Raw genomic sequence first — 23,568 nt, 5'->3', positions numbered from 1 at the left:
CGAGGTCGCGCGCACACCCTTCGGCGCTGACGTTCACGGCCCCTCCACAGGCGCAGGCTCGCCATGTATCCTTCCCAATCGGGCCGTACGAACACGACCGAGCCGGCAGATCCGGTGCAGCCGCTCGCGCGCGGAGGTGGGCGCGCGGCCGGTCCGGGGGACGTAGCGTGCGGCCGTCACGCACCCGTGGAGGTCTTCGTGTCCGACGAGCAGTCCCTGTTCCCGATCGTCATGCGCGGTTACGACCGCGGTCTGGTCGACAACCGCATCGCCAACCTCGAGAAGTCGCTCGACGAGGCCCACGGCCAGGTCGAGTCCCTCGACGTCCGGGTCCAGCAGCTCACTGCCGAGGTCGCCGACGCGCAGCGGCAGGCGCGCGAGGTCGAGCGCCCGTCCTACTCGGGCCTGGGCTCCCGCATCGAGCAGCTCCTGCGGACCGCGGAGGAGCAGTCCTCGGACATCCTCGCGCAGGCCAACCAGCAGGCGTCCGACATCATGGCGCGCGCCAACCTCGCCGCGGGACAGATCCGCAACCGCGCCGAGACGGAGGTCGCCGAGCTCGTCGCCGACGCGCGGCGCGAGTCCGACGAGATCCGATCGGCCGCGACCAGCGAGGCCGAGACGACGCTCGTGAACGCACAGCGGCGGGCGGAGGAGCTCGTCGGGTCCGCGGAGCGCGAGGCCTCCCGCATCCAGAGTGCGCTCGCCACCGAGGAGCACGAGCGCCGCACCACGCTCGAGCGTGAGCTCGCGCAGGCCAAGGCGGTCACCGAGCGCGAGACCACCGAGCTCCGAGTCAAGACGGAGAACGAGGCGGCGGCGCTGCGCGCGGAGGTCGCCGCGGAGACGACGGCGCTGCGCGAGGCCGCGGAGAAGGAGACCAGCGAGCTGCGCGAGCGGACGCGCGCCGAGGCCGAGCGCCAGCTCGCGGACGCGAAGCGCGCCGGCAAGGAGGCTGCGGCCGCTGTCACCGCGGAGACCGAGGAGCTGCACGAGAAGGCGCGCGTCGCGCTCGCCGAGGCCGAGATGGCCATCGTGTCCCGGCGCGAGGAGGTCGAGCGTGAGGCCGCCGAGCGGCACGCGAGCGCCCAGAAGGAGACCGCGGCGCTCGTCGCGGCCGCCGAGTCGCAGGCCGCGGAGGCCGAGGAGCGCGTGGCCGCGGCCCTCGAGCACGCCGAGAAGGTGCGCAGCGAGTCCGACGAGTACGCGAAGGACCTGCTGGCGACGGCCCGAGCCAACGCGGACCGGATCCTCGCGGATGCTCGCACGTTCGCCGACCAGACGGTTGCGGACGCGACGCTCGAGGCCGAGCAGCACCGCCTCGCAGCGACGCGGCAGCTCCAGGACCTCAGCCGCCAGCACGAGTCGATCACGACGTACCTCGACGAGCTGCGTGCGCTGCTGTCCGAGCGGGTCGAGACGCCCGCGATGCTCACCCCGCCGCTGCCGCCCAAGCCGCCGACCGCGTCGGGCACCCGGGCCCAGCGCGCGCGCGCCGCGGCAACCGTCGTGACGGCGGACGACACCGACGACGCCGGGGAGCCCGTGAAGGACGAGGCGGAGGAGCAGGCTCACGCCTGACGCGCCCGACGCCTCCGAGGAGCGGGCCCGCCGTGCGCGCATGGCGCACGAGCTCGCGGCGCGGCTCGACGCCCGCCGGGCCGCCGAGTCGGCTGCCGCGCGACGGATGGTCGAATCGTTCGTCGAGCGGGCCCGCGAGCGCGGGATCGCCCCGGCGCCGCTGCGCGTCCGGGCGTACGGCGGGCGCGGCTCGTACCGGACGCCGCTGCACGGCTGGTACCTGCGCGCGGACCGGACGGCCGCCGTCGGCGAGGACGGGGAGTTCTACGTCCTGACGGCGCCCCGGAGCCTCCGGGCGCGGCTGGCGGGGACCACACCGGTGCCGAGCGACCCGCCGCTCGTGCTGGGCGCGGGCGGTCGGGACGGCGAGTCGGTCGACCTGGACGTGGCGCTCGAGCGCGCGCTCCGGCCCTCCTGACCGCTCGGGATCAGGCTGACGCTCGCCGGTGCAGGCGCTCGAGCGCGCCCGCGACGTGCGCGGGGGCCTCGAGGGGCGCCAGGTGCCCGGCCTCGGGCGCGAGCACGAGAGCCGCGTCGCTGGCCGCGCTCGTGTGCTCGAGCGTGTGCTCGGCGTCCTCGACGGGCGTGAGCTCGTCCTCCGTCCCGACGACGACGGTCACCGGCCCCTCGTACGCCTCGAGGACGGCGGTGCGGTCGGGCCGGGCGGCCATGGCACGCTGCGCCCAGGCGACCGAGGCGGGCCGCTGCGCGTCGATCCAGCCCGCGACGGTCGAGACGAGGTCGGGGCGGGTGCGCCGGGACGTCTCGCCGAGCATGGTCTCGCTCATGCCGCGGACCGCGTCGACGGTACCGCTCGCCTCCGCCTCGGCCGCGATGCGGAGGCGGTTCTCGCGCGCGGCGGGCGCGTCGTCGACGGTCTTCGTGTCGACGAGCGCGAGGCCGGCGACCAGGTCGGGACGTCGCTCGGCGAGCGCCAGCGCGACGTAGCCGCCCATGGACATGCCCGCCACCACCGCACGGCCGACGCCGTGCGCGTCGAGGGCCGTCGCGACGGCGTCGGCGAACGCCTCGACCGACGGCTCGCCCGTCGCGTCGGGCGCGTCGCCGAACCCCGGCAGGTCGACCGCGAGGGTCGCGACGCCGAGCTGGTCGATCGTCTCGTCCCACATGCGGTGGTCGACGGGGAACCCGTGCACGAGGACGACGGGCAGCTCGTCGCCGTCCGTCGCGCCGCTCGCGTGGAGCACGGCGGTGAGCACGTCGTCGGGGTGCTGGTCGGTCATCGGTCTGCTCCGTTCGGGACGTACTCGGTCGGGACGTACTCGGTGGACAGCGGCACGGGGCACGCCGGGTTGACGCGCCGGACGATCTCGTCGAGCACACGGCGCACGTGGCTCTCCCCCACCCACAGGTGCTTGCCGCCGTCGACGGCGATCACCTCGGCCTGCGGGACGCGCGCGAACCGCCGGCGCGCCTCGTCGGGGCGCAGGTAGTCGTCGTGCTCGGGGGCGAGGACGACCAGCGGGCGCCCGAAGGCGGCCCAGGCGTCGAGGTCCGCGTCGGTGGCACGGTGCAGCGGCGGCGAGAGCAGGATCGCGCCCTCCACGGCCGGGTCGGCGCCGTGCCTGAGCGCGAGCTCGGTGCCGAACGACCAGCCGACGAGCCACGGGTGCGGGAGGTCGCGCTGCTCGACGAGCTCGACGGCCGCCTCGACGTCGAACCGCTCCGCGTCGCCGCCGTCGAACGCGCCCTCGCTCATCCCGCGAGGGGACGACGTGCCGCGCGTGTTGAACCGGAGGACGGCGAGGTCCGCGAGAGCGGGCAGCCGCCAGGCGGCCTTCCGGAACACGTGCGAGTCCATGAAGCCACCGTGCGTGGGGAGCGGGTGGAGCGTCACGAGCGTCGCCGCGGGGTCCCGGTTCGCCGGGAGGGCGAGCTCGCCCACGAGCGTCAGGCCGTCGGCGGTGTGCAGCTCGACGTCCTCGCGGCGCGCGGGCAGGACGGTCATGGCCCGGACGGGCTCGGTGCTGGTCATCGCCCCCGAGCCTACCGACGACGGCGCGCCGGGCCCGGTCGTGGGCTACCGCCGACGCAGCCGGGCGGCCCAGCAGGCGGTGTGCCAGTGGCGTCGAGCGTCGAGGGCGGCGTCGGCACCGAACATCCCGTCGTTGGCCCAGGCCACGACGTGCTCGACGCCGGGCGGGATCACCTGCCGGCAGCCGGGGCACGTGTAGCTCTTGTCGGCCGACCGGACCGTCCGCACGGTCCACTCGCCGTCGGGCCCGTGCTCGACGCGCGCACCCCCGCGGGCGCGCGTCTCGTCGAGCGGGCGGTGGCCGGGCTGGTGCCGGCGCGAGCGACGGGAGGTGGGCACCCACCGATTCTGGCAGACGCCCCGTCCCCGGTTCGCGGCCAGGGACCTCACAGACTGGGCCGCTAAGGTAGCCCGAGCCTCGCAGCCGGAAGGCCGCGTCCACGACCCGAAGGATCACCCCTCGTGAAGAACCGCACCGTGCTCCGCGCCCGGAGCGTGACGGGCCTCGCCGCCGTCGTCGCGCTCGCCGGGTCGCTCGCCCTGGCCGGCTGCTCGAGCGACAGCGACGGCGGCTCGTCGTCGACGCCGTCCGGCACCTCGACCACCGCCGCTGCGAGCGACACGGCCACCGCGAGCGCCGCCGACGTGGCCGCGCTCAAGGAGGTCACCGTCAAGGGCGACGTCGGCAAGAAGCCGACCGTGACCGTCCCGAAGAACTTCTCGGTGACGGGCGCCGTGGCCCGCGTGGACACGCCCGGCACGGGCGCCACGATCAAGGAGGGCGAGGTCGTCCTCCTGAACAGCATCGCCCTGCAGGGTGACGGCACGGCGCTCGGCGACACGTACTCGGGCAAGCCGCAGGCCATGTACTTCGACAAGACGACGATCGTCCCGCAGCTCGCCGCGGCCCTCGACGGCCAGAAGGCCGGCGCGCGCATCGTCTACGCCGCGCCGTCGCAGGACTCGTCGGGCAACCCGACGACCTATGTGTACAGCCTGGACGTGGCGTCCGTGAAGGAGGTCGGCACGCGCGCCGAGGGGACGGCCGTGAAGCCGAAGTCGGGCCTTCCCACCGTGAAGGTCGACTCCAAGACCGGCGAGCCGAGCATCACCATCGCCAAGGGCTACAAGGCACCGTCCAAGGTCACCGCGCAGACGCTGATCAAGGGCGACGGCGCGAAGGTCAAGGCGACGGACACCGTGATCGCGCAGTACTCCGGCTGGACGATGGACGGCAAGTCCTTCGACTCGAGCTGGTCGCGTGGCGCCAAGCCCGCCACCTTCTCGCTCGCCGGCGGGGTCATCGAGGGGTGGACCACGGGCCTCACCGGCCAGACGGTCGGCAGCCAGGTCCTGCTCGTCATCCCGGCGGACAAGGCCTACGGCGCCAACCCGCCCGAGGGCTCGAACATCCCGAAGAACGCGCCGCTGGCCTTCGTGGTCGACATCCTCGACGCCGAGCCCGGCGCCTGATCGCAGGCCGGCGCCCGACGGCGCCGTTCCCCACCCGGGGAGCGGCGCCGTCGTCGTCTCCGGGACCGTGTCGTCGGCGACGGCCGCACGGCGCGCGCTTGGAACGTGATTCCAGTGGTGCCACGATGGTGGGCATGGCGACCACCACGCGACGCACGGAACGACGGACGGACGCACTCTCCCGCGCGCGCATCGTCGAGGCGGCGATCGAGATCCTCGACGCCGACGGCGAGAGCGCGCTGACGTTCCGTGCGCTCGCTGCGCGGCTCGCCACCGGCAGCGGGGCGATCTACTGGCACGTGGCGAACAAGAGCGAGCTGCTCGCGGCCGCGACCGACGACGTCGTCGCTCGCGCGCTGGGCGGAGCCGCGAGCGAGGCGGACCCCGAGCAGGAGGTCCGGACGCTGGCGCTGCGGATCTTCGACGCCATCGACGCCCACCCGTGGGTGGGCAGCCAGCTCGCGCGCGAACCTCTCCAGCTCGCGATGCAGCAGATCCTCGAGGCCATCGGGCAGCGGCTCGAGTCGTTCGGCACGCCCGACCGCGCCCTCTTCGACGCCGCCTCCGCGCTCACGAACTACATCGTCGGGGTCGCCGGCCAGAACGCGGCGAACGCACGCCTCCACGTCCACGACGAGGGCCGGACCGCGTTCCTCGAGCAGGTCGCGACGCGCTGGACCGACCTGGACGCAGAGCAGCACCCCTTCCTCAGCAAGGTCGCGCCCCAGCTCGCGGACCACGACGACCGCGAGCAGTTCCTCGCGGGGGTCGACCTCATCCTCGCGGGCATCAGGACGCCGCACTGACGCACCCGCCGCGGCCGATAGGGTCGGGGCATGACGGTGTCCTTCGAGCGAGAGGTCCTCACCTGGGACCTGTTCGGCCGCGCATCGCGCGAGCTCGCCCTCCAGGTGACCGACAGCGGGTGGTTGCCCGACGTCGTCGTCGCGGTCGCGCGCGGCGGCCTCGTCCCGGGCGGCTCGCTCGCCTACGCGCTCGGCTCGAAGGGCGTCGGCACGCTCAACGTCGAGTTCTACACCGACATCGGCCGTACGCTCGACGACCCGCGCGTGCTCCCGCCCCTCATGGACGTCGAGGACCTGGGCGGCAAGCGCGTGCTCGTGGTCGACGACGTCGCCGACTCCGGGCGGACCCTCCGGCTCGTCCTCGACATGCTCGCGGGGCACGGCGCCGACGTCCGTTCCGCGGTGCTGTACACGAAGCCGCGATCGATCGTGAAGCCCGAGTACTCGTGGCGCGACACGGACCTCTGGATCACGTTCCCGTGGTCCGCGCTCCCCCGGTCACGGAGGATCGTTCGCTCGCCTGATCGGCTGGACTCCTGGGCCACCGGCCCGCCGGAGGGGCGGGCGGCCGAGCGCGCCGCCCCTCCGGGGAGCGCGAGGGTGTCAGAACTCCCAGTCCTCGTCCTCGGTGGCCACGGCCTTGCCGATGACGTACGAGGAGCCGGAGCCGGAGAAGAAGTCGTGGTTCTCGTCGGCGTTGGGGCTCAGCGCGGCGAGGATGGCCGGGTTGACGTCGGTCTCGTCCTTGGGGAACAGCGCCTCGTAGCCCAGGTTCATGAGGGCCTTGTTGGCGTTGTAGCGCAGGAACTTCTTGACGTCCTCGGTGAGCCCGACACCGTCGTAGAGGTCCTCGGTGTACTGGACCTCGTTCTCGTAGAGCTCGAAGAGGAGCTCGAACGTGTACGCCTTGAGGTCGTCGCGCTCGGCCTCCGTGAGGAGCTCGAGGCCCTTCTGGTACTTGTAGCCGATGTAGTACCCGTGCACGGCCTCGTCGCGGATGATGAGGCGGATGAGGTCGGCGGTGTTGGTGAGCTTGGCGCGGCTCGACCAGTGCATCGGCAGGTAGAAGCCGGAGTAGAACAGGAACGACTCGAGCAGCGTCGAGGCGACCTTGCGCTTGAGCGGCGAGTCGCCCCGGTAGTACTCGAGGACGATCTCGGCCTTGCGCTGCAGGTTCGGGTTCTCCTCGGACCAGCGGAACGCCTCGTCGATCTCCTGCGTCGAGATCAGCGTCGAGAAGATCGAGGAGTACGACTTCGCGTGCACCGACTCCATGAACGCGATGTTCGTGTAGACGGCCTCCTCGTGCGGCGTCAGAGCGTCCGGGATGAGGCTCACGGCCCCCACGGTCCCCTGGATCGTGTCGAGCAGCGTCAGGCCGGTGAACACGCGCGTGGTGAGCTCCTGCTCCTGCGGCGTGAGGCTGTGCCAGCTCTGGATGTCGTTCGACACCGGCACCTTCTCGGGCAGCCAGAAGTTCCCGGTCAACCGCTCCCAGACCTCGAGGTCCTTGTCGTCCTCGAGCCGGTTCCAGTTGATCGCGGTGACACGATCGATGAGCTTGAGCTTCCCAGAGGGTGACATCTTCGACTTCTTCTTTCCTCTGCCCCCGGGGAACCGAGGCGGCTGACGATCTGCGGACCTGTGCTGCGTCGTCGTGCACGAGGGTGACCGGACGGGCGAGCGGTGACACGGGGACGATGTGCCCGGTCGTGGTGGGACTGACGGGGGCCGCGAGGAACGAGCGGCCGGATGGAAGACCCGGCGCATCGTTCCCCGCGGCACCGCGGACCCGATTTAGTTGCTCAGAGCATGCACGAGACGCAACCGTCCACCTCGGTCCCCTCCAACGCCATCTGGCGGACCCGGATGTAGTACAGGGTCTTGATGCCCTTCTTCCAGGCGTAGATCTGCGCCCGGTTGACGTCGCGCGTGGTCGCGGTGTCCTTGAAGAACAGCGTGAGCGACAAGCCCTGGTCGACGTGCTGCGTTGCGGCCGCGTAGGTGTCGATGATCTTCTCGTAGCCGATCTCGTACGCGTCCTCGTAGTACTCGAGGTTGTCGTTCGTGAGGTAGGGCGCCGGGTAGTAGACGCGCCCGAGCTTGCCCTCCTTGCGGATCTCGATCTTCGAGGGCACCGGGTGGATCGACGACGTCGAGTTGTTGATGTACGAGATCGAGCCCGTCGGCGGGACGGCCTGCAGGTTCTGGTTGTAGAGGCCGTGCTCCATGACGGAGGCCTTGAGCGCGCGCCAGTCGTCCTGGGTCGGGATGCGCACGCCCGCCTCCGCGAAGAGCTCGGCGACGCGCGGCGTCGCGGGCTCCCACACCCGGTCGGTGTACTTGTCGAAGTACGCGCCGCTCGCGTAGGTCGACTTCTCGAAGTTGTAGTACTTCTGGCCGCGCTCGATGGCGAGCTTGTTGGAGGCCGCGATCGCGTGGAACGCGACCGTGTAGAAGTAGATGTTGGTGAAGTCGACGCCCTCCTCGGACCCGTAGTGCACGCGCTCGCGGGCGAGGTAGCCGTGGAGGTTCATCTGGCCGAGGCCGATGGCGTGCCCGAGGTCGTTCGCGCGGCGCACGGACGGCACCGAGTCGATCGCGGTCTGGTCGGCGACGGCCGTGAGCGCGCGGATCGCGGTCTCGACGGTCTTCGCGAGGTCCGGCGAGTCCATCGTCTTCGCGATGTTCAGCGAGCCGAGGTTGCACGAGATGTCGCGGCCGGTGTGCGCGTAGGACAGGTCGTCGTTGAACGTCGACGGCGTCGAGACCTGGAGGATCTCCGAGCACAGGTTCGAGTGGGTGACCTTGCCCTCGTTGGGGTTGGCCTTGTTCACCGTGTCCTCGAACATGATGTACGGGTACCCGGACTCGAACTGCAGCTCGGCGAGCGTCTGGAAGAACTGGCGCGCGTTGATCTTCGTCTTCTTGATGCGCGGGTCGTCGACCATCTCGTCGTACTTCTCGGTGACCGAGATGTCGGCGAACGCCTTGCCGTAGATCCGCTCGACGTCGTACGGCGAGAACAGGTACATGTCCTCGTTCTTGCGCGCGAGCTCGAACGTGATGTCGGGGATGACGACGCCGAGCGAGAGCGTCTTGATGCGGATCTTCTCGTCCGCGTTCTCGCGCTTGGTGTCGAGGAACCGCATGATGTCGGGGTGGTGCGCGTTCAGGTAGACCGCGCCCGCGCCCTGGCGTGCGCCGAGCTGGTTCGCGTAGGAGAACGAGTCCTCGAGGAGCTTCATCACGGGGATGACGCCCGACGACTGGTTCTCGATCTTCTTGATCGGCGCGCCGTGCTCGCGGATGTTGCTGAGCAGGAGGGCCACGCCGCCGCCGCGCTTGGAGAGCTGCAGCGCGGAGTTGATGCCGCGCGCGATCGACTCCATGTTGTCCTCGATGCGCAGCAGGAAGCAGGACACGGGCTCGCCGCGCTGCTTCTTGCCGGCGTTGAGGAACGTGGGCGTCGCGGGCTGGAACCGGCCCGAGATGACCTCCTCGACGATCTCGGTCGCGAGCTGCTCGTCGCCGGCGGCGAGGCTCAGCGCGACCATGCACACGCGGTCCTCGAACCGCTCGAGGTAGCGCTTCCCGTCGAAGGTCTTGAGCGTGTAGCTCGTGTAGTACTTGAACGCACCGAGGAACGTGTCGAAGCGGAACTTCTTGGAGTAGGCGAGCTCGAAGAGCTGCTTCACGAACTGCCGCGAGTACTGCTCGAGGACCTCGGACTCGTAGTAGTCGTTGTCGACCAGGTAGTCGAGCTTCTCGTCGAGGTCGTGGAAGAAGACCGTGTTCTGGTTGACGTGCTGCAGGAAGTACTGCCGCGCGGCCTGACGGTCACGGTCGAACTGGATCTTCCCGTCCGCGCCGTAGAGGTTCAGCATCGCGTTGAGCGCGTGGTAGTCGAGCTCCACGAGACCGGGGGCCGAGACCTCGCCCGGGGCGGTGGCGAGGCTGGTGCTCACGCCGGGATCTGCTGCTGTCGTTGCCAAAATCGCCCCAATCCGTCGCGGACGCGTGTGACGTCCTCGGCTGTCCCAAGCAGTTCGAAGGCATACAGGTACGGGACCTGGCACTTCGCGGAGATGATGTCGCCGGCGATGCAGTACGCCTCGCCGAAGTTGGTGTTCCCGGCCGCGACGACGCCGCGGATGAGGGAACGGTTGTGCGGGTCGTTGAGGAACTTCACGACCTGTCGCGGCACCGCGCCGCCCTCGTTCCCCCCGCCGTACGTCGGGACGAGGAGCACGTAGGGCTCGTCGACCCGCAGGAAGCCCTCGGTGGGCCGCAGCGGGATCCGCCGGACGCCCATCCCCAGCTCGGAGAGCCGCAGCTTCTGGACGAAGCGGTGCGTGTTCTCCGAGACGCTGGAGAAGTAGACGAGGTCACCCATGGTGTCCTCCCTGCGACGGCGGTGGATCAGGTGGTGCGGTGCCGCTCGGGCGAGCGGTGCGCGTCAGGCGAGCGTGGCGACCTTCACGGCGAGCGCGGTGATCTGGTCGGGGCGGAAGCCCGACCAGTGCGTGTCGTCCGCCACCACGACGGGCGCCTGGAGGTAGCCGAGCTCACGGACGAGGGCCAGCGCCTCGGGGTCCTCGGTGACGTCCACGACGTCGTACTCGAGGCCCTTCTTGTCGAGCGCGCGCTTGGTCGCCTCGCACTGGACGCACGCCGGCTTGCTGTAGACCGTGATGCTCATCGCTGTCCCCTTCGTGTCTTCGTGGTGCCCGACTGTGGTGGCGAGGTCGGCCGACGGTTCGCGGTGGGTCGCTTCCCAGCCCCTCGTGGGGTGGCCGGGAGGCCCTCTGACCTCGAACGACGCCGGTGGAACTACGTCTGTGTCATTCGTTCGGGAGTGTGATGCTCCCTCGGTGCAGAACACTATACCTAGGGGTCGATGGCCGCGCGGGCACTAGATGCTGTGGTCGAACTTCACCCATCGGCGTTCGTCACCACCTTCCGACGCGGACTTCAAGGGCCCTGTCGAGTCCTTCTTCGAGGGTCCCAGGAGCCACTGACACACCGCGTTGTCCACCGCTCGATCGGCGTCCCTCTGCGCCCCGACCGGCACCGTCCACAGGGTGTGCAGGATGGTGTTCCACACCCTGTGGGGTGCTGCGTCCGGGGCGATTTGCCCCGTTCCGCGGAGCACGACGAGGCCGCCGTAGATCCGGACATAGCGGACCTGCGACGGCCTCGAGGGCGGCTCAAATTCTTCTCGCCGACCGGCGTGTCGCACGTGTCGGCGTGTCGCGGGTGCTGCCAGGGTCAGGCCACGGCCTCCCCGCCCGCACGACCGCGCGCACGGTGAGGTCGGCGTCGGTCACCACGAGGTCGGCACGCCGGCCCGCCTCCAGGGCGCCGACGTCGGCCCGGCCCAGGACGCCGGCGGGCGTCAGCGAGGCCGCACGGACGGCGTCGGGCAGGGCGATGCCCGCCGCCACGGTGTGCCGCACGACGTCGATCAGGTGCGCCGTGCCGCCCGCGATCGCCCCGCCCTCCGCGGTGCCGTCCGCCAGGCGCGCCACGCCGTCCGCGACGACGACGGCCATCGGGCCGAGCTGGTACGAGCCGTCGGGCATCCCCGCGGCCGCCATGGCGTCCGTCACGAGGGCGATCGCGTCGGCCCCGACGAGCTCGAAGACCGTCGCGACGGTCCCCGGGTCGAGGTGCGTGCCGTCGCCGACGAGCTCGACGACGACCTTGCCGCGCTTCGCGGCCTCCAGGCAGGCCGCGATCGGGCCGGGGTCCCGGTGGTGCAGCGGACGCATGCCGTTGAACAGGTGCGTGGCCGTCAGCCGGCCGGAGCGAGCGGTGACGCCCGCGCCGTCCAGCGCGGCGGACCCGACGGCGATGGCGGCCTCGGTGACGCTCCAGTGCGCGTCGGTGTGCCCGACCGACGGGACGGCACCGACCTCGACGAGCGTCTCGATCACCCCGCCCGGCTCCTGGACGCCCACGACCTCCGGCGCCACGGTCATGGTGACGAGGTGCCCGCGCGCCGCGGCGGCGATCGCGCGGACGAGCTCCGGGTCGCCCGCGAGCATGTCGGCGGGGTTCTGGGCGCCGCAGCGGTCCGGGGACAGGAACGGGCCCTCGAGGTGGATGCCGGCGACCTCCCCGCGTCCGCGAGGTCGGCGAGCATCGCGGTCCGTTCGAGGAGCACGTCGCGGGGGGCCGTGACGAGCGAGGCGACGAGGCTCGTCGTCCCGTGCGCCAGGTGCTCGCGGACGGCCACACGGGCGGTGTCGGCGTCGCCCGCGTCGGGGAAGCTCGCACCGCCGCCGCCGTGGTCGTGCAGGTCCACCAGTCCCGGCAGCACCGTCGTGCCGGGCTCCGGCTGCCCCGCGGCCGCGACGGCCTCGCCGTAGCCCGCCGCACCGGCATCAGCGGTGCGTCCCACCCAGGCGATGGTCGCCCCGTCGACGATGACCGCACCGTCGTCGAGCACCTCGTGCGGCAGGACGACACGGCCCCGGAACGCGCGCCTCCCCTCGGCCGAGGTCGACGTGGGAGCGGGCACGGACGGAGCGGCGTCGGACGTCATGGTCCGATTCTCGCGCATTCGGCAGGGGTCCTCACAACCCACGTGGGTACAGTCCGGCGCCCGTGGTCCAGTCCGGGGCGGGAGGGCGACGCTGCGAACGCCGACGGTGACGCGGGCAGGGTGCTGAGCGGTCATGATCGGCACCGTTGAAGCCGATTCGATGCCGATCGTGCCCGGACACGCCGCGCGACGTGTCGGCGATGGAACGGTCGAGCGGGTGGGTGCGGGGAGGTGGTGAAGGGCGTAAGAGAGTGCGCACGGCCCCCAGGGCCGAAGCACGACAGCCCGAACCACCTCGCCGCACCCACCCGCGAACCCGACCACAACACGTACCGTCGGCGAACAGGCGCTCAGAAGAGCCGCGACTCCACGTCGTCGACGCCGCGCATCGCGTCGTAGTCCAGCACGAGGCACCGGATGCCCCGGTCCGTCGCGAGGACGCGCGCCTGCGGCTTGATCTCCTGCGCGGCGAACACGCCTCGCACCGGCGCGAGCAGCGGGTCACGGTTGAGCAGCTCGAGGTACCGCGTGAGCTGCTCGACGCCGTCGATGTCGCCCCGTCGCTTGAGCTCGACGGCCACCGAGCCGCCCTGCGCGTCGCGCGCGAGGATGTCGACCGGGCCGATCGCCGTCGGGTACTCGCGGCGCACCAGGGTGTGCCCCGAGCCCAGCAGCTCGATCTGCGCGGCCAACAGCTCCTGCAGGTGCGCCTCGACGCCGTCCTTGATCAGCCCCGGGTCCACGCCCAGCTCGTGCGCCGAGTCGTGGTGGACCGCATGGAGCTCGATCTCGAGGCGGTCGTCGGACTTGTGGTGCTGGACCGTCCACACCTGTGTGACGCCCTGCGCGGCCTGCTCCTCGGACGGCTCGTGCACGAGCAGGGTGCACGGCGGGCTCATCCAGTTGAGCGGCTTGTACGAGCCGCCGTCCGAGTGGAGCAGCACGCTGCCGTCCGCCTTGACCACGAGCAGGCGGGTCGCGAAGGGGAGCTGGGCGGCGAGCCGGCCGCTGTAGCGTGCCGAGCAGTCGGCGACGACGAGACGCACGGAGGATCCTTCCGGGGAGGTTCGGCGGGGCGGACGGGACGACGAGGGACCCGCAGCCGTCGAGCCTAGACGACCATGCCGTGGACGGACGGCGGCGCCGCCTCGAGCCACGCCGCGAGACCCGCGTACGCGCCGGGCGCCATGGTCAGCTCGAACGCGACGCCCTCGTGCTCGCACCGGACGACGACGACGTCGCCCCGCGGGCCTCCCGTGACGAGCGCACGGGAGACGACGTGCAGACGGTCGCGCCGCCACGACCGCTTCGGCCGCGGGAACAGCGACCAGCACCGCCACCAGTCGACGCGCTGCGCGCGGAACTGCGCGAACCCGAGCGACACGTGGCTGCCGCGTCGCGTCGTCGTGCGGAAGCCGCACTCGAACGTGCCCGTACGGCCGGCGAGGGTGCGCAGACGAGACGCCCCCAGTCCGATCACCGCGAACGCTGCGACGAGCAGCGCGAGCAGGATCCAGACCAGGGGCGTCACGTCAGGCGGTCCTCAGTGCGCCTCGGTTACCGAACCGGTGCGCAGGGTGGCGCCGTCGACGACCGCGGTGAGGCGGTTGGAGTCGACGGAGATGAAGCCACCCTCGATGTCGGCCTCGACCGAGCCGCCCTCGGCGAGGCGGACCCGGATGGTGCCCGGCTTGAGCACCGACAGGAGCGGCGTGTGCCCTGCGAGCACGCCGATCTCGCCGTCGGCCGCGGGCGCCACCACGAGCCGGGCCTTGCCGGCCCAGATCGTGCGGTCCGTGGTCACGAGGTCCACGTCAAGCTCTGCCACTGCTGCTCCTCAGTCGATGCGGTCCGGACGGCGTCAGACGCCGTACTCCTTCTGGATGCGGGCCCAGTTGCGCTCCAGGTCCTCGAGGCCACCGATGTTGAAGAAGGCCTGCTCGGCGATGTGGTCGAACTCGCCGGCCGCGATCTTCTGGAAGGCCTCGACGGTCTCCGAGAGCGGCACGGTCGAGCCGGGCACATTCGTGAACTGCTCCGCCATGTACGTGTTCTGGGAGAGGAACTGCTGGATGCGGCGCGCACGCGCGACGATCGTCTTGTCCTCCTCCGAGAGCTCGTCCACACCGAGGATCGCGATGATGTCCTGGAGCTCCTTGTTGCGCTGCAGGATCGACTTCACCTGGGTCGCGACCTCGTAGTGGTCCTTGCCCACGTAGCGCGGGTCGAGGATGCGGCTGGTCGAGGCCAGCGGGTCCACCGCGGGGTACAGACCGCGCGAGGCGATCTCGCGGCTGAGCTCCGTGGTGGCGTCGAGGTGCGCGAACGTCGTCGCCGGCGCCGGGTCGGTGTAGTCGTCCGCCGGCACGTAGATCGCCTGCAGCGAGGTGATCGAGTGGCCGCGCGTCGAGGTGATGCGCTCCTGGAGCACGCCCATCTCGTCGGCGAGGTTCGGCTGGTAGCCCACCGCGGACGGCATGCGGCCGAGCAGCGTCGACACCTCGGAACCCGCCTGGGTGAAGCGGAAGATGTTGTCGATGAACAGCAGCACGTCCTGCATCTGCACGTCGCGGAAGTACTCCGCCATCGTCAGGGCGGACAGCGCGACGCGGAGGCGCGTGCCCGGCGGCTCGTCCATCTGGCCGAACACGAGGGCCGTCTGCTTGATGACGCCCGAGTCGGTCATCTCCTCGATGAGGTCGTTGCCCTCACGGGTGCGCTCGCCGACGCCCGCGAACACCGACACACCGTTGTGGTTGTTGGCGACGCGGTAGATCATCTCCTGGATGAGGACGGTCTTGCCGACGCCCGCACCACCGAAGAGGCCGATCTTCCCACCCTGCACGTACGGGGTCAGGAGGTCGATGACCTTGATGCCCGTCTCGAACATGGTGGTCTTCGACTCGAGCTGGTCGAAGGCCGGGGGCTTGCGGTGGATCGGCCAGCGCTCGGTGACCTCGATCTTCTCGCCCGGCTCGGCGTTCAGGACCTCACCGGTCACGTCGAAGACGTGGCCCTTGGTGACGTCGCCGACGGGCACCGAGATGGGCGCGCCCGTGTCGGTGACGACGGCGCCGCGGACGAGGCCGTCGGTCGGCTTGAGCGCGATGGCGCGCACGAGCGAGTCGCCCAGGTGCTGCGCGACCTCGAGCTTGAGCGTGAAGGCCTTCTCGCCCTCGCCCTGCGAGGAGAGGTCGATCTCGACCGTCAGCGCGTTGTAGATGTCGGGGATGGCGTCGACGGGGAACTCGATGTCGACGACGGGGCCGATCACACGCGCGACGCGACCCGTGGCGGGTCCGCTGGCGTGCTGGGCCGTGGCTTCCACGGTGGTGGCGGTCATGATGTCCTCTTCCTCACGACGCAGCGAGCGCGTCGGCGCCCGACACGATCTCGCTGATCTCCTGGGTGATGTCTGCCTGACGGGCCTGGTTCGCGAGCCGCGTGTACATGCGGATCAGGTCCTCGGCGTTCTCGGTCGCGGTGTGCATCGCCCGCTGGCGCGCGGCGAGCTCCGACGCCGCCGCCTGCAGCAGGCAGTTGAAGATCCGGGTGCGCACGTAGCGCGGCAGGATCGCGTCGAGCACCGCCTCGGCGGACGGCGCGAAGTCGTACACGGGGAGGATCTCGCCCTCCTGGGCCGGCACGACCTCCTCGACGACCTCGAGCGGCAGCAGCCGGATCACGCGCGGCGTCTGCGTGACCATGTTGACGAACTGCGTGTACGCGACGTGCAGCTCGGCGACCCCGCCCTCGTCCGCCGGCGCACGGAACGCGCGCAGGAGCTCGGTGGCGATCTCCTCCGCCGTCTCCGGCGTCGGGGCGTCCGAACCGCCCACCCACTGGCCCGCGAGCTCGCGCCCACGGAACGCGTAGTACGAGACCGCGCGGCGACCGGCGACGTAGAGCCGCACCGTCTTGCCCTGCGACTGCAGGTGGTCGATCAGGCGCTCCGTCTCGCGGATCGCCGACGCCGCGTAGGCGCCCGCCATGCCGCGGTCCGACGTGACGATCAGCACGGCCACCGCGTCGGTGTCCGTGCGCGGCGTCGTCAGCGGGTGCGAGACGCGAGCGTGCGTCGCGACCGCGGACACCGCGCGCGTGATCGCGCGGGCGTACGGGGTCGAGTCCGCGACCCGGTCACGCGCCTTGCCGATGCGCGAGGCCGCGATCAGCTCCATCGCCCGGAAGATCTTCTTGAGCGACTGCGTCGACTTGATGCGCGCCTTGTAGACGCGCTGGGAACCTGCCACGGGTCACGCCCTCTTCTGGCGGACGATCTGCTCCTGCTCGACCTCGGGCACCTCGTCCTCGGCGGCCTCGCCGACGAGCGGCGTGCCGTCACCCTTGAGGAACGTCTCGCGGAACGCGTCGACGCCCGCCGCGAGGGACTCCTCGGTGTCCGACTCGAGCTTGCCCGTCCCACCGATGATGCTCAGCACCTCGGTGTGGCGGCGCAGGTAGTCCAGCAGCTCGGACTCGAAACGACGCACGTCCTCGAGCGGGACGTCGTCGAGCTTGCCCTTGGTGCCGGCCCAGATGGACGCGACCTGGTCCTCGACCGGGTACGGCGAGTACTGGCCCTGCTTGAGCAGCTCGGTGAGGCGGGCGCCCCGGGTGAGCTGCGCGCGGGACGCCGCGTCGAGGTCGGACGCGAACATCGCGAACGCCTCGAGCGAGCGGTACTGCGCCAGGTCGAGCTTCAGCGTGCCGGAGACCTTCTTCATGGCCTTGACCTGCGCCGAGCCGCCGACGCGGGACACCGAGATGCCGACGTCGACCGCGGGGCGCTGGTCCGCGTTGAAGAGGTCCGACTGCAGGAAGATCTGGCCGTCGGTGATGGAGATGACGTTGGTCGGGATGTACGCCGACACGTCGTTGGCCTTGGTCTCGATGACCGGGAGGCCCGTCATCGAGCCCGCGCCCAGCTTGTCCGAGAGCTTGGCACAGCGCTCGAGCAGGCGGGAGTGCAGGTAGAAGACGTCGCCCGGGTAGGCCTCGCGGCCCGGCGGGCGGCGGAGCAGCAGCGACACGGCACGGTAGGCCTCGGCCTGCTTCGACAGGTCGTCGAACACGATGAGGACGTGCTTGCCGCCGTACATCCAGTGCTGGCCGATGGCCGAGCCGGTGTAGGGCGCCAGGTACTTGAAGCCCGCCGGGTCGGACGCGGGGGCCGCGACGATCGTCGTGTACTCGAGCGCGCCGGCCTCCTCGAGGGCGCCACGCACGCCCGCGATGGTGGAGCCCTTCTGGCCGATCGCGACGTAGATGCAGCGGACCTGCTTCTCGGGGTCGCCCGAGTCCCAGTTCGCCTTCTGGTTGATGATCGTGTCGATCGCGATCGCCGTCTTGCCGGTCTGGCGGTCGCCGATGATGAGCTGGCGCTGGCCGCGCCCGATCGGGATCATCGCGTCGATGGCCTTGAGGCCGGTCTGGAGCGGCTCGTGCACGCTCTTGCGGTCCATGACGCCGGGCGCCTGGAGCTCGAGCGCACGGCGGCCCTCGGTGGCGATCTCGCCGAGGCCGTCGATCGGCTGGCCGAGCGGGTCGACCACGCGACCGAGGTAGCCGTCGCCGACGGCGACCGAGAGCACCTCGCCGGTCCGGCGGACCTCCTGGCCCTCCTCGATACCGGTGAACTCGCCCAGGACGACCACACCGATCTCACGCACGTCGAGGTTCAGCGCGAGACCGAGGGTCCCGTCCTCGAAGCGCAGGAGCTCGTTCGCCATGGCGCCGGGCAGGCCCTCGACCTGCGCGATGCCGTCCGCGGCGAGGGTCACACGGCCGACCTCTTCGGCGACCGCGTTCTCGGGCTCGTAGGACTTCACGAAGCTGTCCAGCGCGGCCCGGATCTCGTCGGGCCGGATCGTCAGCTCAGCCATGGGTTCTTCTCCTGTCGTGACCGCACGGGCTGTGCGGCCTGAGTTCTGTCGGGGTGCCGTGAGGCGGTGGGCACCCGGGTCAGCTCACGAGCCGCCGACGGGCGTCGGCGAGGCGCGAGAGCATGGTCGAGTCGATGACGTCGGCGCCGACCTGGACCCGCAGTCCCCCGAGGACTGCGGCGTCGACCGTGACGTTGAGCTGGACGGGGCGGCCGTATGCACGCTCGAGGATCCCGGCGAGCCGGTCGAGCTGCGCGGGCGTGAGCTCGACCGCCGACGTGACGCCGGCGACGAGGCGACGACGTCGCTCGGCCGCGATGTCCGAGTACGCCAGCAGGTTCGGCACGAACCGTCGGTGACGCAGGTTCGTCGTCGCCCGGTGCGCGAGCAGCAGGGTGACGTCGTCGACCTTGCCCGCGAGGAGCGTGTCGACGAGCGTGGTCCGGTTCTCCAGGGTGGCCTGCGTGTCGGAGAGCGCCGTCCGGAGCTCGCGCTGGCCGGAGAGCAGCCGCGTGATGCGGAACAGCTCGTCCTCGACCGTCACGAGCGCCTCGCGGGCCTGGGCCGACGCGAGCACCGCCTCGAGGGCGAGGTGCTCGACCGCGTGGCCGAGGTCCAGCTCGTGGGTCCAGCGCGCGGACACGAGGGACTCCACGAGGTCGCGGACGCGCTCGTCGAACGCACCGAGGAGCTGGCGGGCCACCGCGGCCTTGGCCTCGGCGGGCAGCGACGGGTCGGTGAGCGTGCGGCGCAGGCTCCCGGACCCGTCGAGCGCGTCGGAGAGCGCGAAGAGCTGCTCGCCGAGCGCCCTCGCGTCCGCGCCGGCAGCTCCGAGCACGGGCTCGAAGCGCTCCTGGGCGCCCGCGAGCGAGGCGCCCGAAGCGCCGCGCATGACGGCGTTCGTGGTGCTCGTCGCGTCCGTGGTCATCGCGCTTCCCCACCCGTCGTCGTCGCCTCGGCCTCGACCTCGGCGGCACCGCTCTCGAGGTCGTCGAGGAAGCGGTCCACCACGCGGGACTGGCGCGCGCTGTCGGCGAGCGACTCGCCGACGATGCGCGACGCGAGCTCGGTGGCGAGCTGGCCGACGTCGTTGCGCAGCGAGACCGACGCAGCCTGACGCTCCGCCTCGATCTGCCGCTGGGCGGAGCCCACGATGCGCTCGGCGTCGGCGGACGCCTTGCGGCGCAGGTCCTCGATGATGGCCGAGCCCTCGGCGCGCGCCTCCTCGCGGATGGTCGCGGCCTCGGTGCGGGCCTCCTGGAGCTGCTGGTGGTACTGCGCCAGCAGAGCGTCGGCCTCCTCCTGGGACTTCTCGGCCTTCTCGAGGCCGCCCTGGATCTTCTCCGCGCGCTCGTCGAGCACGGCCTGGAACTTCGGCAGGACGTACTTGATGAAGACGAAGCCGATCACCAGCACGATGACCAGCGACCAGATGATGTCGTAGGTCTCGGGCAGGAGCGGGTTCTGGTCCGAACCGGAGTCCTCGGCGGCGAGCGCGAGGCCGCTCGCGGCGGAGGACAGCTGCGCGCCGATCACTTCAAGAAGAACGGCGTCACGATGCCGAGGAGCGCGAGCACCTCGATGAACGCCAGGCCGATGAAGGTGAACGAACGCAGCTGGCCGGACATCTCGGGCTGGCGCGCCATGCCCTCGATCGTCTTGCCGAACAGGATGCCGAGGCCGATGCCCGGGCCGATCGCGGCGAGGCCGTACCCGACCGTCGAGAGGCTACCCGTGACGGCGGCGATGTTCGTCGTGTCCACTGGTTCTGTTTCCTTTCGTCAGCGCGCCGCGCGGCGCGTCGAGTGGTGCGCGACGGCCCGTCCGTCGGCCCGTCGTTGTGTCTGGCGAGCCGTCAGTGCTCGGACTCGATCGACATGTTGATGTACACGGCGGCGAGGATCGCGAAGACGTACGCCTGCAGGCAGGCCACGAAGACCTCGAGGAGGAAGGCCGCGAAGCCGCCGACGAACGTCACGAGACCGAACGCCTTGAGCGCGGGGGTCGCGGAGAAGAGCAGGTACTGCGTCGCGGCGAAACAGAGCGCGATGAGCAGGTGCCCGGAGATCATGTTCGCCAGGAGTCGGATGACCAGCGTGGCCGGGCGGATCACGAAGACCTGGAGGAACTCGAGCGGCGTCAGCAGGATGTAGATGGGCCACGGGGTGCCGGCCGGGAACAGGTTGTTCTTGAGGAACCCGCCCACGCCGAACTTCTTGACGCCCGCGCCGAGGTACATGCCGTAGACCCAGAGGGCGAAGACGAGCGGCAGACCGACGACGCCCGTTCCGGCGATGTTGAGGAAGGGCACCACGCCGGTGAGGTTGAAGAAGAGGATCCCGCAGAAGATCGTCGTGATCACGGGGACGTACTTCTTGCCCTCCTTCTCGCCGAGGATCTCGTAGACGATCTGGCGACGGGCGAAGTCGAGGACGAACTCGACGCTCGCCTGGAACCGGCCCGGGACGAGCTTGGCGCGCTTCGCTGCGAGCACGAACACGAGGAGGAGAGCGACGACCGCGACGAAGCGGACCAGCATGATCCGGTTGATCTCGAACGCGGTCCCCTCGAAGAGGAAGCCGTTCGGGAAGAAGTCGTCCAGGCTCGGGGCATGGAAACCGTCCGCGGCGAGGGTAGGCGTCGTCGCAAGGAAGGACAAGACATGCTCCCGGTTGGTCGTGCGGTCCGGACATGGGTGCGGCCGACCCCGGTACACCACACCTCGAAGGAGGGTTCAGCGCTCACGGGATGGCACGACGTCGGACCTAGGCCGTCATGGATTCGGGCATCATCCTAACCCATGCTGTGCCTCGGTCATGACGGGAACCTCACCAACTCCGCCCGTCCGCCGAGGGGTGTGAGCCACCCCACAGGCCCCCACCACGAGGACTGTCGAATCCTTTGCCGGCAGGCAATCTCACTGCGGTTCGACGTAGGGGACGCGTGCGCGCTGGTAGTTGATCGTGTCGAGCGCGACCGAGCCGAGGACGCCCACCAGGACGACCACGAGGAAGACCGGCTTGGAGTAGAAGTCGTGACTCTGCAGCGCCACCAGCGAGACGATGAGGACGATCATCTTGGCGAGCCACGAGCCGGCCACGATGCCCAGCATGGCCGCCGGCGAGCTGTGCGACGACCGCCACATGGACCACACGGTCGTCCCCGAGAAGACCAGTGCCACGGCGGCGCCCAGGAGCGCCCCCAGACGCCCTTCGTGCCGGCGAAGATCGCGCCCAGGACGACGCCGACGACCGTCACGGCGGCCAGGAAGACGAGGACGTCGCGCAGCGCGCGCCGGAACAGCGCCGTCGCGGCCTCCGAGCTCACGACCTTGCGCGCGGGGTTCGGGGCGGGGGTCTCGTCGGGACGGCTCATCGGATGCCTCCGGGGTTGGTGCGGCGGGCGCGGACACGGCCGCGCAGCGGGCCGAGGGTCAGGACCAGGGCGAGGACGACGGCGACCACGAGGCCGACGGCGACCTTCCGGGCCGGCCACACGGCCAGCGCGGCGGCGCCGAACGCGAACACCGCGGTCCACAGGTACATGATGACGACCGCGCGCTGGTGCGAGTGACCGAGCGCGAGCAGCCGGTGGTGCATGTGGAGCCGGTCGGGGTGGAACGGCGACTTGCCAGCCGCGAGCCGTCTGACCACGGCCATCGTCATGTCGAGGAGCGGGAGCAGGATCACCGCGAGCGGCAGCAGGATCGGGATGAAGGCCGGCAGCTGCTGGCCCACCGACACCTTCTCGGGGTCGATCTGCCCGGTCACGATGATCGCGGCGGAGGCCAGGACGAGCCCGAGCAGCATCGAGCCGGAGTCGCCCATGAAGATCCGGGCCGGGTGCGTGTTGTAGGGCAGGAAGCCCAGACAGACGCCGACCAGGCCGGCCAGCACGACGGTCGCGCGGTTCGAGTAGTCGCCGGGGTTCTGGGCCTGCGTGAGCAGGTAGGTGTAGAGGAAGAACGCCGTGCCGCCGATCGCGATCATCCCCGCGGCCAGGCCGTCGAGGCCGTCGACGAAGTTCACGGCGTTCATCGCGACGACGATGACGATCACCGTTGCGAACAGGCTCAGGCGAGCCGACGCGATCGTCACGCCCCCGATGGGCACGGTGATGAGCTGGACGCCGCGCCACGCCACGAAGCCCGCGGCGAGCACCTGTCCGACGAGCTTGGTCAGCCAGTCGAGGTCCCAGATGTCGTCGGCCATGCCGAGCGCGCACACCATGCCCGCGGCGATGACGATCGCCCACAGCTCCTGACCACCGGGCCCCGCGAACGTCGAGCGCAGGAACGGGGTGCCGGACGCGAACGTGACCGCCACCGCGAGGCCGCACCACATCGCGAGGCCACCGAGCCGCGGCGTCGGGATGGTGTGGACGTCGCGGTCGCGGACCGCCGTGATGGCGTTCGTGCGCAGCGCGACCCAGTGCGCGAGGGGAACGGTCAGGAGCGTGACCGCCAGGGCGACGAGCAGGACGAGCAGGTAGACCCTCACGCGCCCGGGGCCCCCACCCCGCCCGCGTCGGACGTACCCGCGGCGTCCTCCGTCTCGCCCGGGCCGAGCACGCCCGGCACGACGGCGCGCAGGGCCTCGAGCGAGAGCGCACCCTGGCGCACGACGCGCGGACGGGTCCCGGTCGCGTCGACGATGGTCGACGCGACGCCGCCGGGCGCCTGGCCGCCGTCGAGGTAGAGGGTGACGGAGTCACCGAGCTGGTCGCGGGCGTCCTGCGCCGTCATCGCAGCCGGGTTGCCGGTGAGGTTCGCGCTCGAGACCGCGAGCGGCCCGGTGCGGCGCAGCAGCGCGAGCGCCGCGGGATGGTCGGGCATGCGTAGCGCGACGGTCCCGTGCGTCTCCCCCAGGTCCCACATGAGCGAGGGCTGGGCCGCGAGGATGATCGTGAAGCCGCCGGGCCAGAACGCCCCGACGAGCGCGCGCGCGTCGTCGGACACGTCGGTCGCCAGGCCGTCGAGGGTGCGCACGTCGGGCACGAGGACGGGAGGCGGCATCTGGCGGCCGCGACCCTTCGCGGCGAGCAGGGCCGCGACGGCCTCGGGGCTGAACGCGTCCGCGCCGACCCCGTACACCGTGTCCGTCGGCAGGACGATGAGACCGCCCCGCCCGACGACGTTGACCGCCTCGTCGATCCCGGGGCCCCGCGAGGCCTCGTCGCTGACGTCCATGAGGGTGCTCGAGGTCACGGTGCCCAGTCTCCCACGCCGTCGGTGGTGGCCGTGCGCGGGTTCGTCTGATTCGTCCCGGCCGTGCGCCG

Annotated in this window: 26 protein-coding genes and 1 pseudogene; 5 read left to right on the top strand and 22 right to left on the bottom strand. The window is 71.1% G+C overall.

The window, feature by feature from the left end:
- Positions 1-198 precede the first annotated feature (198 nt).
- Both QQK45_RS14485 and QQK45_RS14480 read left to right on the top strand, forming a co-directional pair.
- Positions 199-1,581: a coiled-coil domain-containing protein gene (locus QQK45_RS14485; protein WP_284293910.1), complete on the top strand. Its 1,383-nt coding sequence runs from the start codon at positions 199-201 to the stop codon at positions 1,579-1,581.
- 40 nt (positions 1,582-1,621) lie between these two features.
- Positions 1,622-1,999 (top strand): hypothetical protein, encoded by a 378-nt coding sequence (locus QQK45_RS14480; RefSeq protein WP_284293909.1) that lies wholly within the window; start codon positions 1,622-1,624, stop codon positions 1,997-1,999.
- 10 nt (positions 2,000-2,009) lie between these two features.
- Here QQK45_RS14480 and QQK45_RS14475 read toward each other — a convergent pair whose 3' ends face one another.
- The 3 genes from QQK45_RS14475 to QQK45_RS14465 are packed head-to-tail and all read right to left on the bottom strand — an operon-like array spanning position 2,010 to position 3,916.
- Complete coding sequence (locus QQK45_RS14475; RefSeq protein ID WP_284293908.1) at positions 2,010-2,825, bottom strand: alpha/beta fold hydrolase; 816 nt, start codon at positions 2,823-2,825, stop codon at positions 2,010-2,012.
- Positions 2,822-3,577 carry an alpha/beta hydrolase gene (locus QQK45_RS14470; protein WP_284293907.1) on the bottom strand — a complete coding sequence of 252 codons (756 nt, stop codon included), beginning with the start codon at positions 3,575-3,577 and terminating at the stop codon, positions 2,822-2,824. Before QQK45_RS14470 ends, QQK45_RS14475 begins: the two co-directional genes overlap by 4 nt.
- Before the next feature lie 45 nt (positions 3,578-3,622).
- Positions 3,623-3,916, bottom strand: a complete 294-nt coding sequence (locus tag QQK45_RS14465) for a hypothetical protein (protein ID WP_284293906.1) — start codon at positions 3,914-3,916, stop codon at positions 3,623-3,625.
- A gap of 123 nt (positions 3,917-4,039) precedes the next feature.
- Between QQK45_RS14465 and QQK45_RS14460 the strand changes: the two genes are divergently transcribed.
- From QQK45_RS14460 to QQK45_RS14450, 3 genes and pseudogenes are all read left to right on the top strand, one after another.
- On the top strand, positions 4,040-5,050 hold the full coding sequence (locus tag QQK45_RS14460) for an FKBP-type peptidyl-prolyl cis-trans isomerase (RefSeq protein WP_284293905.1): 1,011 nt from the start codon (positions 4,040-4,042) through the stop codon (positions 5,048-5,050).
- Positions 5,051-5,184: 134 nt separating this feature from the next.
- Entirely contained in the window at positions 5,185-5,856 is a 672-nt protein-coding gene (locus QQK45_RS14455; RefSeq protein ID WP_284293904.1) for a TetR/AcrR family transcriptional regulator, read from the top strand.
- 30 nt (positions 5,857-5,886) lie between these two features.
- Positions 5,887-6,282, top strand: a pseudogene (locus tag QQK45_RS14450) (phosphoribosyltransferase); the annotation flags it as partial.
- Between the two features lie 177 nt (positions 6,283-6,459).
- Here the strand turns inward: QQK45_RS14450 and nrdF are convergent.
- From nrdF to QQK45_RS14360, 19 genes are all read right to left on the bottom strand, one after another.
- The gene (nrdF, locus tag QQK45_RS14445; RefSeq protein WP_284293903.1) at positions 6,460-7,440 is read right to left on the bottom strand and encodes a class 1b ribonucleoside-diphosphate reductase subunit beta; all 981 of its coding nucleotides are present in this window, start codon (positions 7,438-7,440) and stop codon (positions 6,460-6,462) included.
- Positions 7,441-7,661: 221 nt separating this feature from the next.
- Positions 7,662-9,824, bottom strand: coding sequence for a class 1b ribonucleoside-diphosphate reductase subunit alpha (gene nrdE, locus QQK45_RS14440; RefSeq protein ID WP_431310283.1), 2,163 nt, complete (start codon positions 9,822-9,824; stop codon positions 7,662-7,664).
- Positions 9,821-10,252: a class Ib ribonucleoside-diphosphate reductase assembly flavoprotein NrdI gene (nrdI, locus tag QQK45_RS14435; RefSeq protein ID WP_284293902.1), complete on the bottom strand. Its 432-nt coding sequence runs from the start codon at positions 10,250-10,252 to the stop codon at positions 9,821-9,823. Before nrdI ends, nrdE begins: the two co-directional genes overlap by 4 nt.
- Positions 10,253-10,315: 63 nt before the next feature.
- Positions 10,316-10,558, bottom strand: coding sequence for a glutaredoxin-like protein NrdH (gene nrdH, locus QQK45_RS14430; protein ID WP_284293900.1), 243 nt, complete (start codon positions 10,556-10,558; stop codon positions 10,316-10,318).
- A gap of 508 nt (positions 10,559-11,066) precedes the next feature.
- Positions 11,067-11,945, bottom strand: coding sequence for an N-acetylglucosamine-6-phosphate deacetylase (locus QQK45_RS14425; RefSeq protein WP_348525366.1), 879 nt, complete (start codon positions 11,943-11,945; stop codon positions 11,067-11,069).
- A complete protein-coding gene (locus tag QQK45_RS22400) occupies positions 11,837-12,406 on the bottom strand; it encodes a hypothetical protein (protein WP_348525242.1) in 570 nt (189 codons plus the stop codon). Before QQK45_RS22400 ends, QQK45_RS14425 begins: the two co-directional genes overlap by 109 nt.
- A gap of 350 nt (positions 12,407-12,756) precedes the next feature.
- A complete protein-coding gene (gene nucS, locus QQK45_RS14420) occupies positions 12,757-13,452 on the bottom strand; it encodes an endonuclease NucS (protein WP_284293899.1) in 696 nt (231 codons plus the stop codon).
- 65 nt (positions 13,453-13,517) lie between these two features.
- Positions 13,518-13,937, bottom strand: a complete 420-nt coding sequence (locus QQK45_RS14415) for a DUF2550 domain-containing protein (protein ID WP_284293897.1) — start codon at positions 13,935-13,937, stop codon at positions 13,518-13,520.
- A 12-nt stretch (positions 13,938-13,949) separates the two neighbouring features.
- The gene (locus QQK45_RS14410) at positions 13,950-14,234 is read right to left on the bottom strand and encodes a F0F1 ATP synthase subunit epsilon (RefSeq protein ID WP_284293896.1); all 285 of its coding nucleotides are present in this window, start codon (positions 14,232-14,234) and stop codon (positions 13,950-13,952) included.
- A 33-nt stretch (positions 14,235-14,267) separates the two neighbouring features.
- Positions 14,268-15,749: a F0F1 ATP synthase subunit beta gene (atpD, locus tag QQK45_RS14405; RefSeq protein WP_284293895.1), complete on the bottom strand. Its 1,482-nt coding sequence runs from the start codon at positions 15,747-15,749 to the stop codon at positions 14,268-14,270.
- A gap of 13 nt (positions 15,750-15,762) precedes the next feature.
- Positions 15,763-16,659 carry a F0F1 ATP synthase subunit gamma gene (locus tag QQK45_RS14400; protein WP_284293894.1) on the bottom strand — a complete coding sequence of 299 codons (897 nt, stop codon included), beginning with the start codon at positions 16,657-16,659 and terminating at the stop codon, positions 15,763-15,765.
- A gap of 3 nt (positions 16,660-16,662) precedes the next feature.
- The gene (gene atpA, locus QQK45_RS14395) at positions 16,663-18,291 is read right to left on the bottom strand and encodes a F0F1 ATP synthase subunit alpha (protein WP_284293893.1); all 1,629 of its coding nucleotides are present in this window, start codon (positions 18,289-18,291) and stop codon (positions 16,663-16,665) included.
- Positions 18,292-18,370: 79 nt separating this feature from the next.
- Positions 18,371-19,219: a F0F1 ATP synthase subunit delta gene (locus QQK45_RS14390; RefSeq protein ID WP_348525241.1), complete on the bottom strand. Its 849-nt coding sequence runs from the start codon at positions 19,217-19,219 to the stop codon at positions 18,371-18,373.
- Positions 19,216-19,824 (bottom strand): F0F1 ATP synthase subunit B, encoded by a 609-nt coding sequence (locus tag QQK45_RS14385; protein WP_284295062.1) that lies wholly within the window; start codon positions 19,822-19,824, stop codon positions 19,216-19,218. The genes QQK45_RS14390 and QQK45_RS14385 overlap by 4 nt, the downstream gene beginning before the upstream one ends.
- Entirely contained in the window at positions 19,824-20,054 is a 231-nt protein-coding gene (atpE, locus tag QQK45_RS14380; protein WP_284293892.1) for an ATP synthase F0 subunit C, read from the bottom strand. Before atpE ends, QQK45_RS14385 begins: the two co-directional genes overlap by 1 nt.
- A gap of 92 nt (positions 20,055-20,146) precedes the next feature.
- The gene (gene atpB, locus QQK45_RS14375; protein WP_284293891.1) at positions 20,147-20,950 is read right to left on the bottom strand and encodes a F0F1 ATP synthase subunit A; all 804 of its coding nucleotides are present in this window, start codon (positions 20,948-20,950) and stop codon (positions 20,147-20,149) included.
- Positions 20,951-21,208: 258 nt separating this feature from the next.
- The gene (locus tag QQK45_RS14370; protein WP_284293890.1) at positions 21,209-21,472 is read right to left on the bottom strand and encodes a Cg1360 family ATP-synthase-associated protein; all 264 of its coding nucleotides are present in this window, start codon (positions 21,470-21,472) and stop codon (positions 21,209-21,211) included.
- Positions 21,473-21,662: 190 nt separating this feature from the next.
- Positions 21,663-22,790: an MraY family glycosyltransferase gene (locus QQK45_RS14365; protein ID WP_284293889.1), complete on the bottom strand. Its 1,128-nt coding sequence runs from the start codon at positions 22,788-22,790 to the stop codon at positions 21,663-21,665.
- On the bottom strand, positions 22,787-23,479 hold the full coding sequence (locus QQK45_RS14360) for an L-threonylcarbamoyladenylate synthase (protein ID WP_284295061.1): 693 nt from the start codon (positions 23,477-23,479) through the stop codon (positions 22,787-22,789). The genes QQK45_RS14365 and QQK45_RS14360 overlap by 4 nt, the downstream gene beginning before the upstream one ends.
- Positions 23,480-23,568 lie beyond the last annotated feature (89 nt).

Source organism: Luteimicrobium album, from assembly GCF_030161555.1.
GTDB classification, from domain to species: domain Bacteria; phylum Actinomycetota; class Actinomycetes; order Actinomycetales; family Cellulomonadaceae; genus Luteimicrobium; species Luteimicrobium album.
This window is presented reverse-complemented; position numbering and strand designations above follow the sequence as displayed.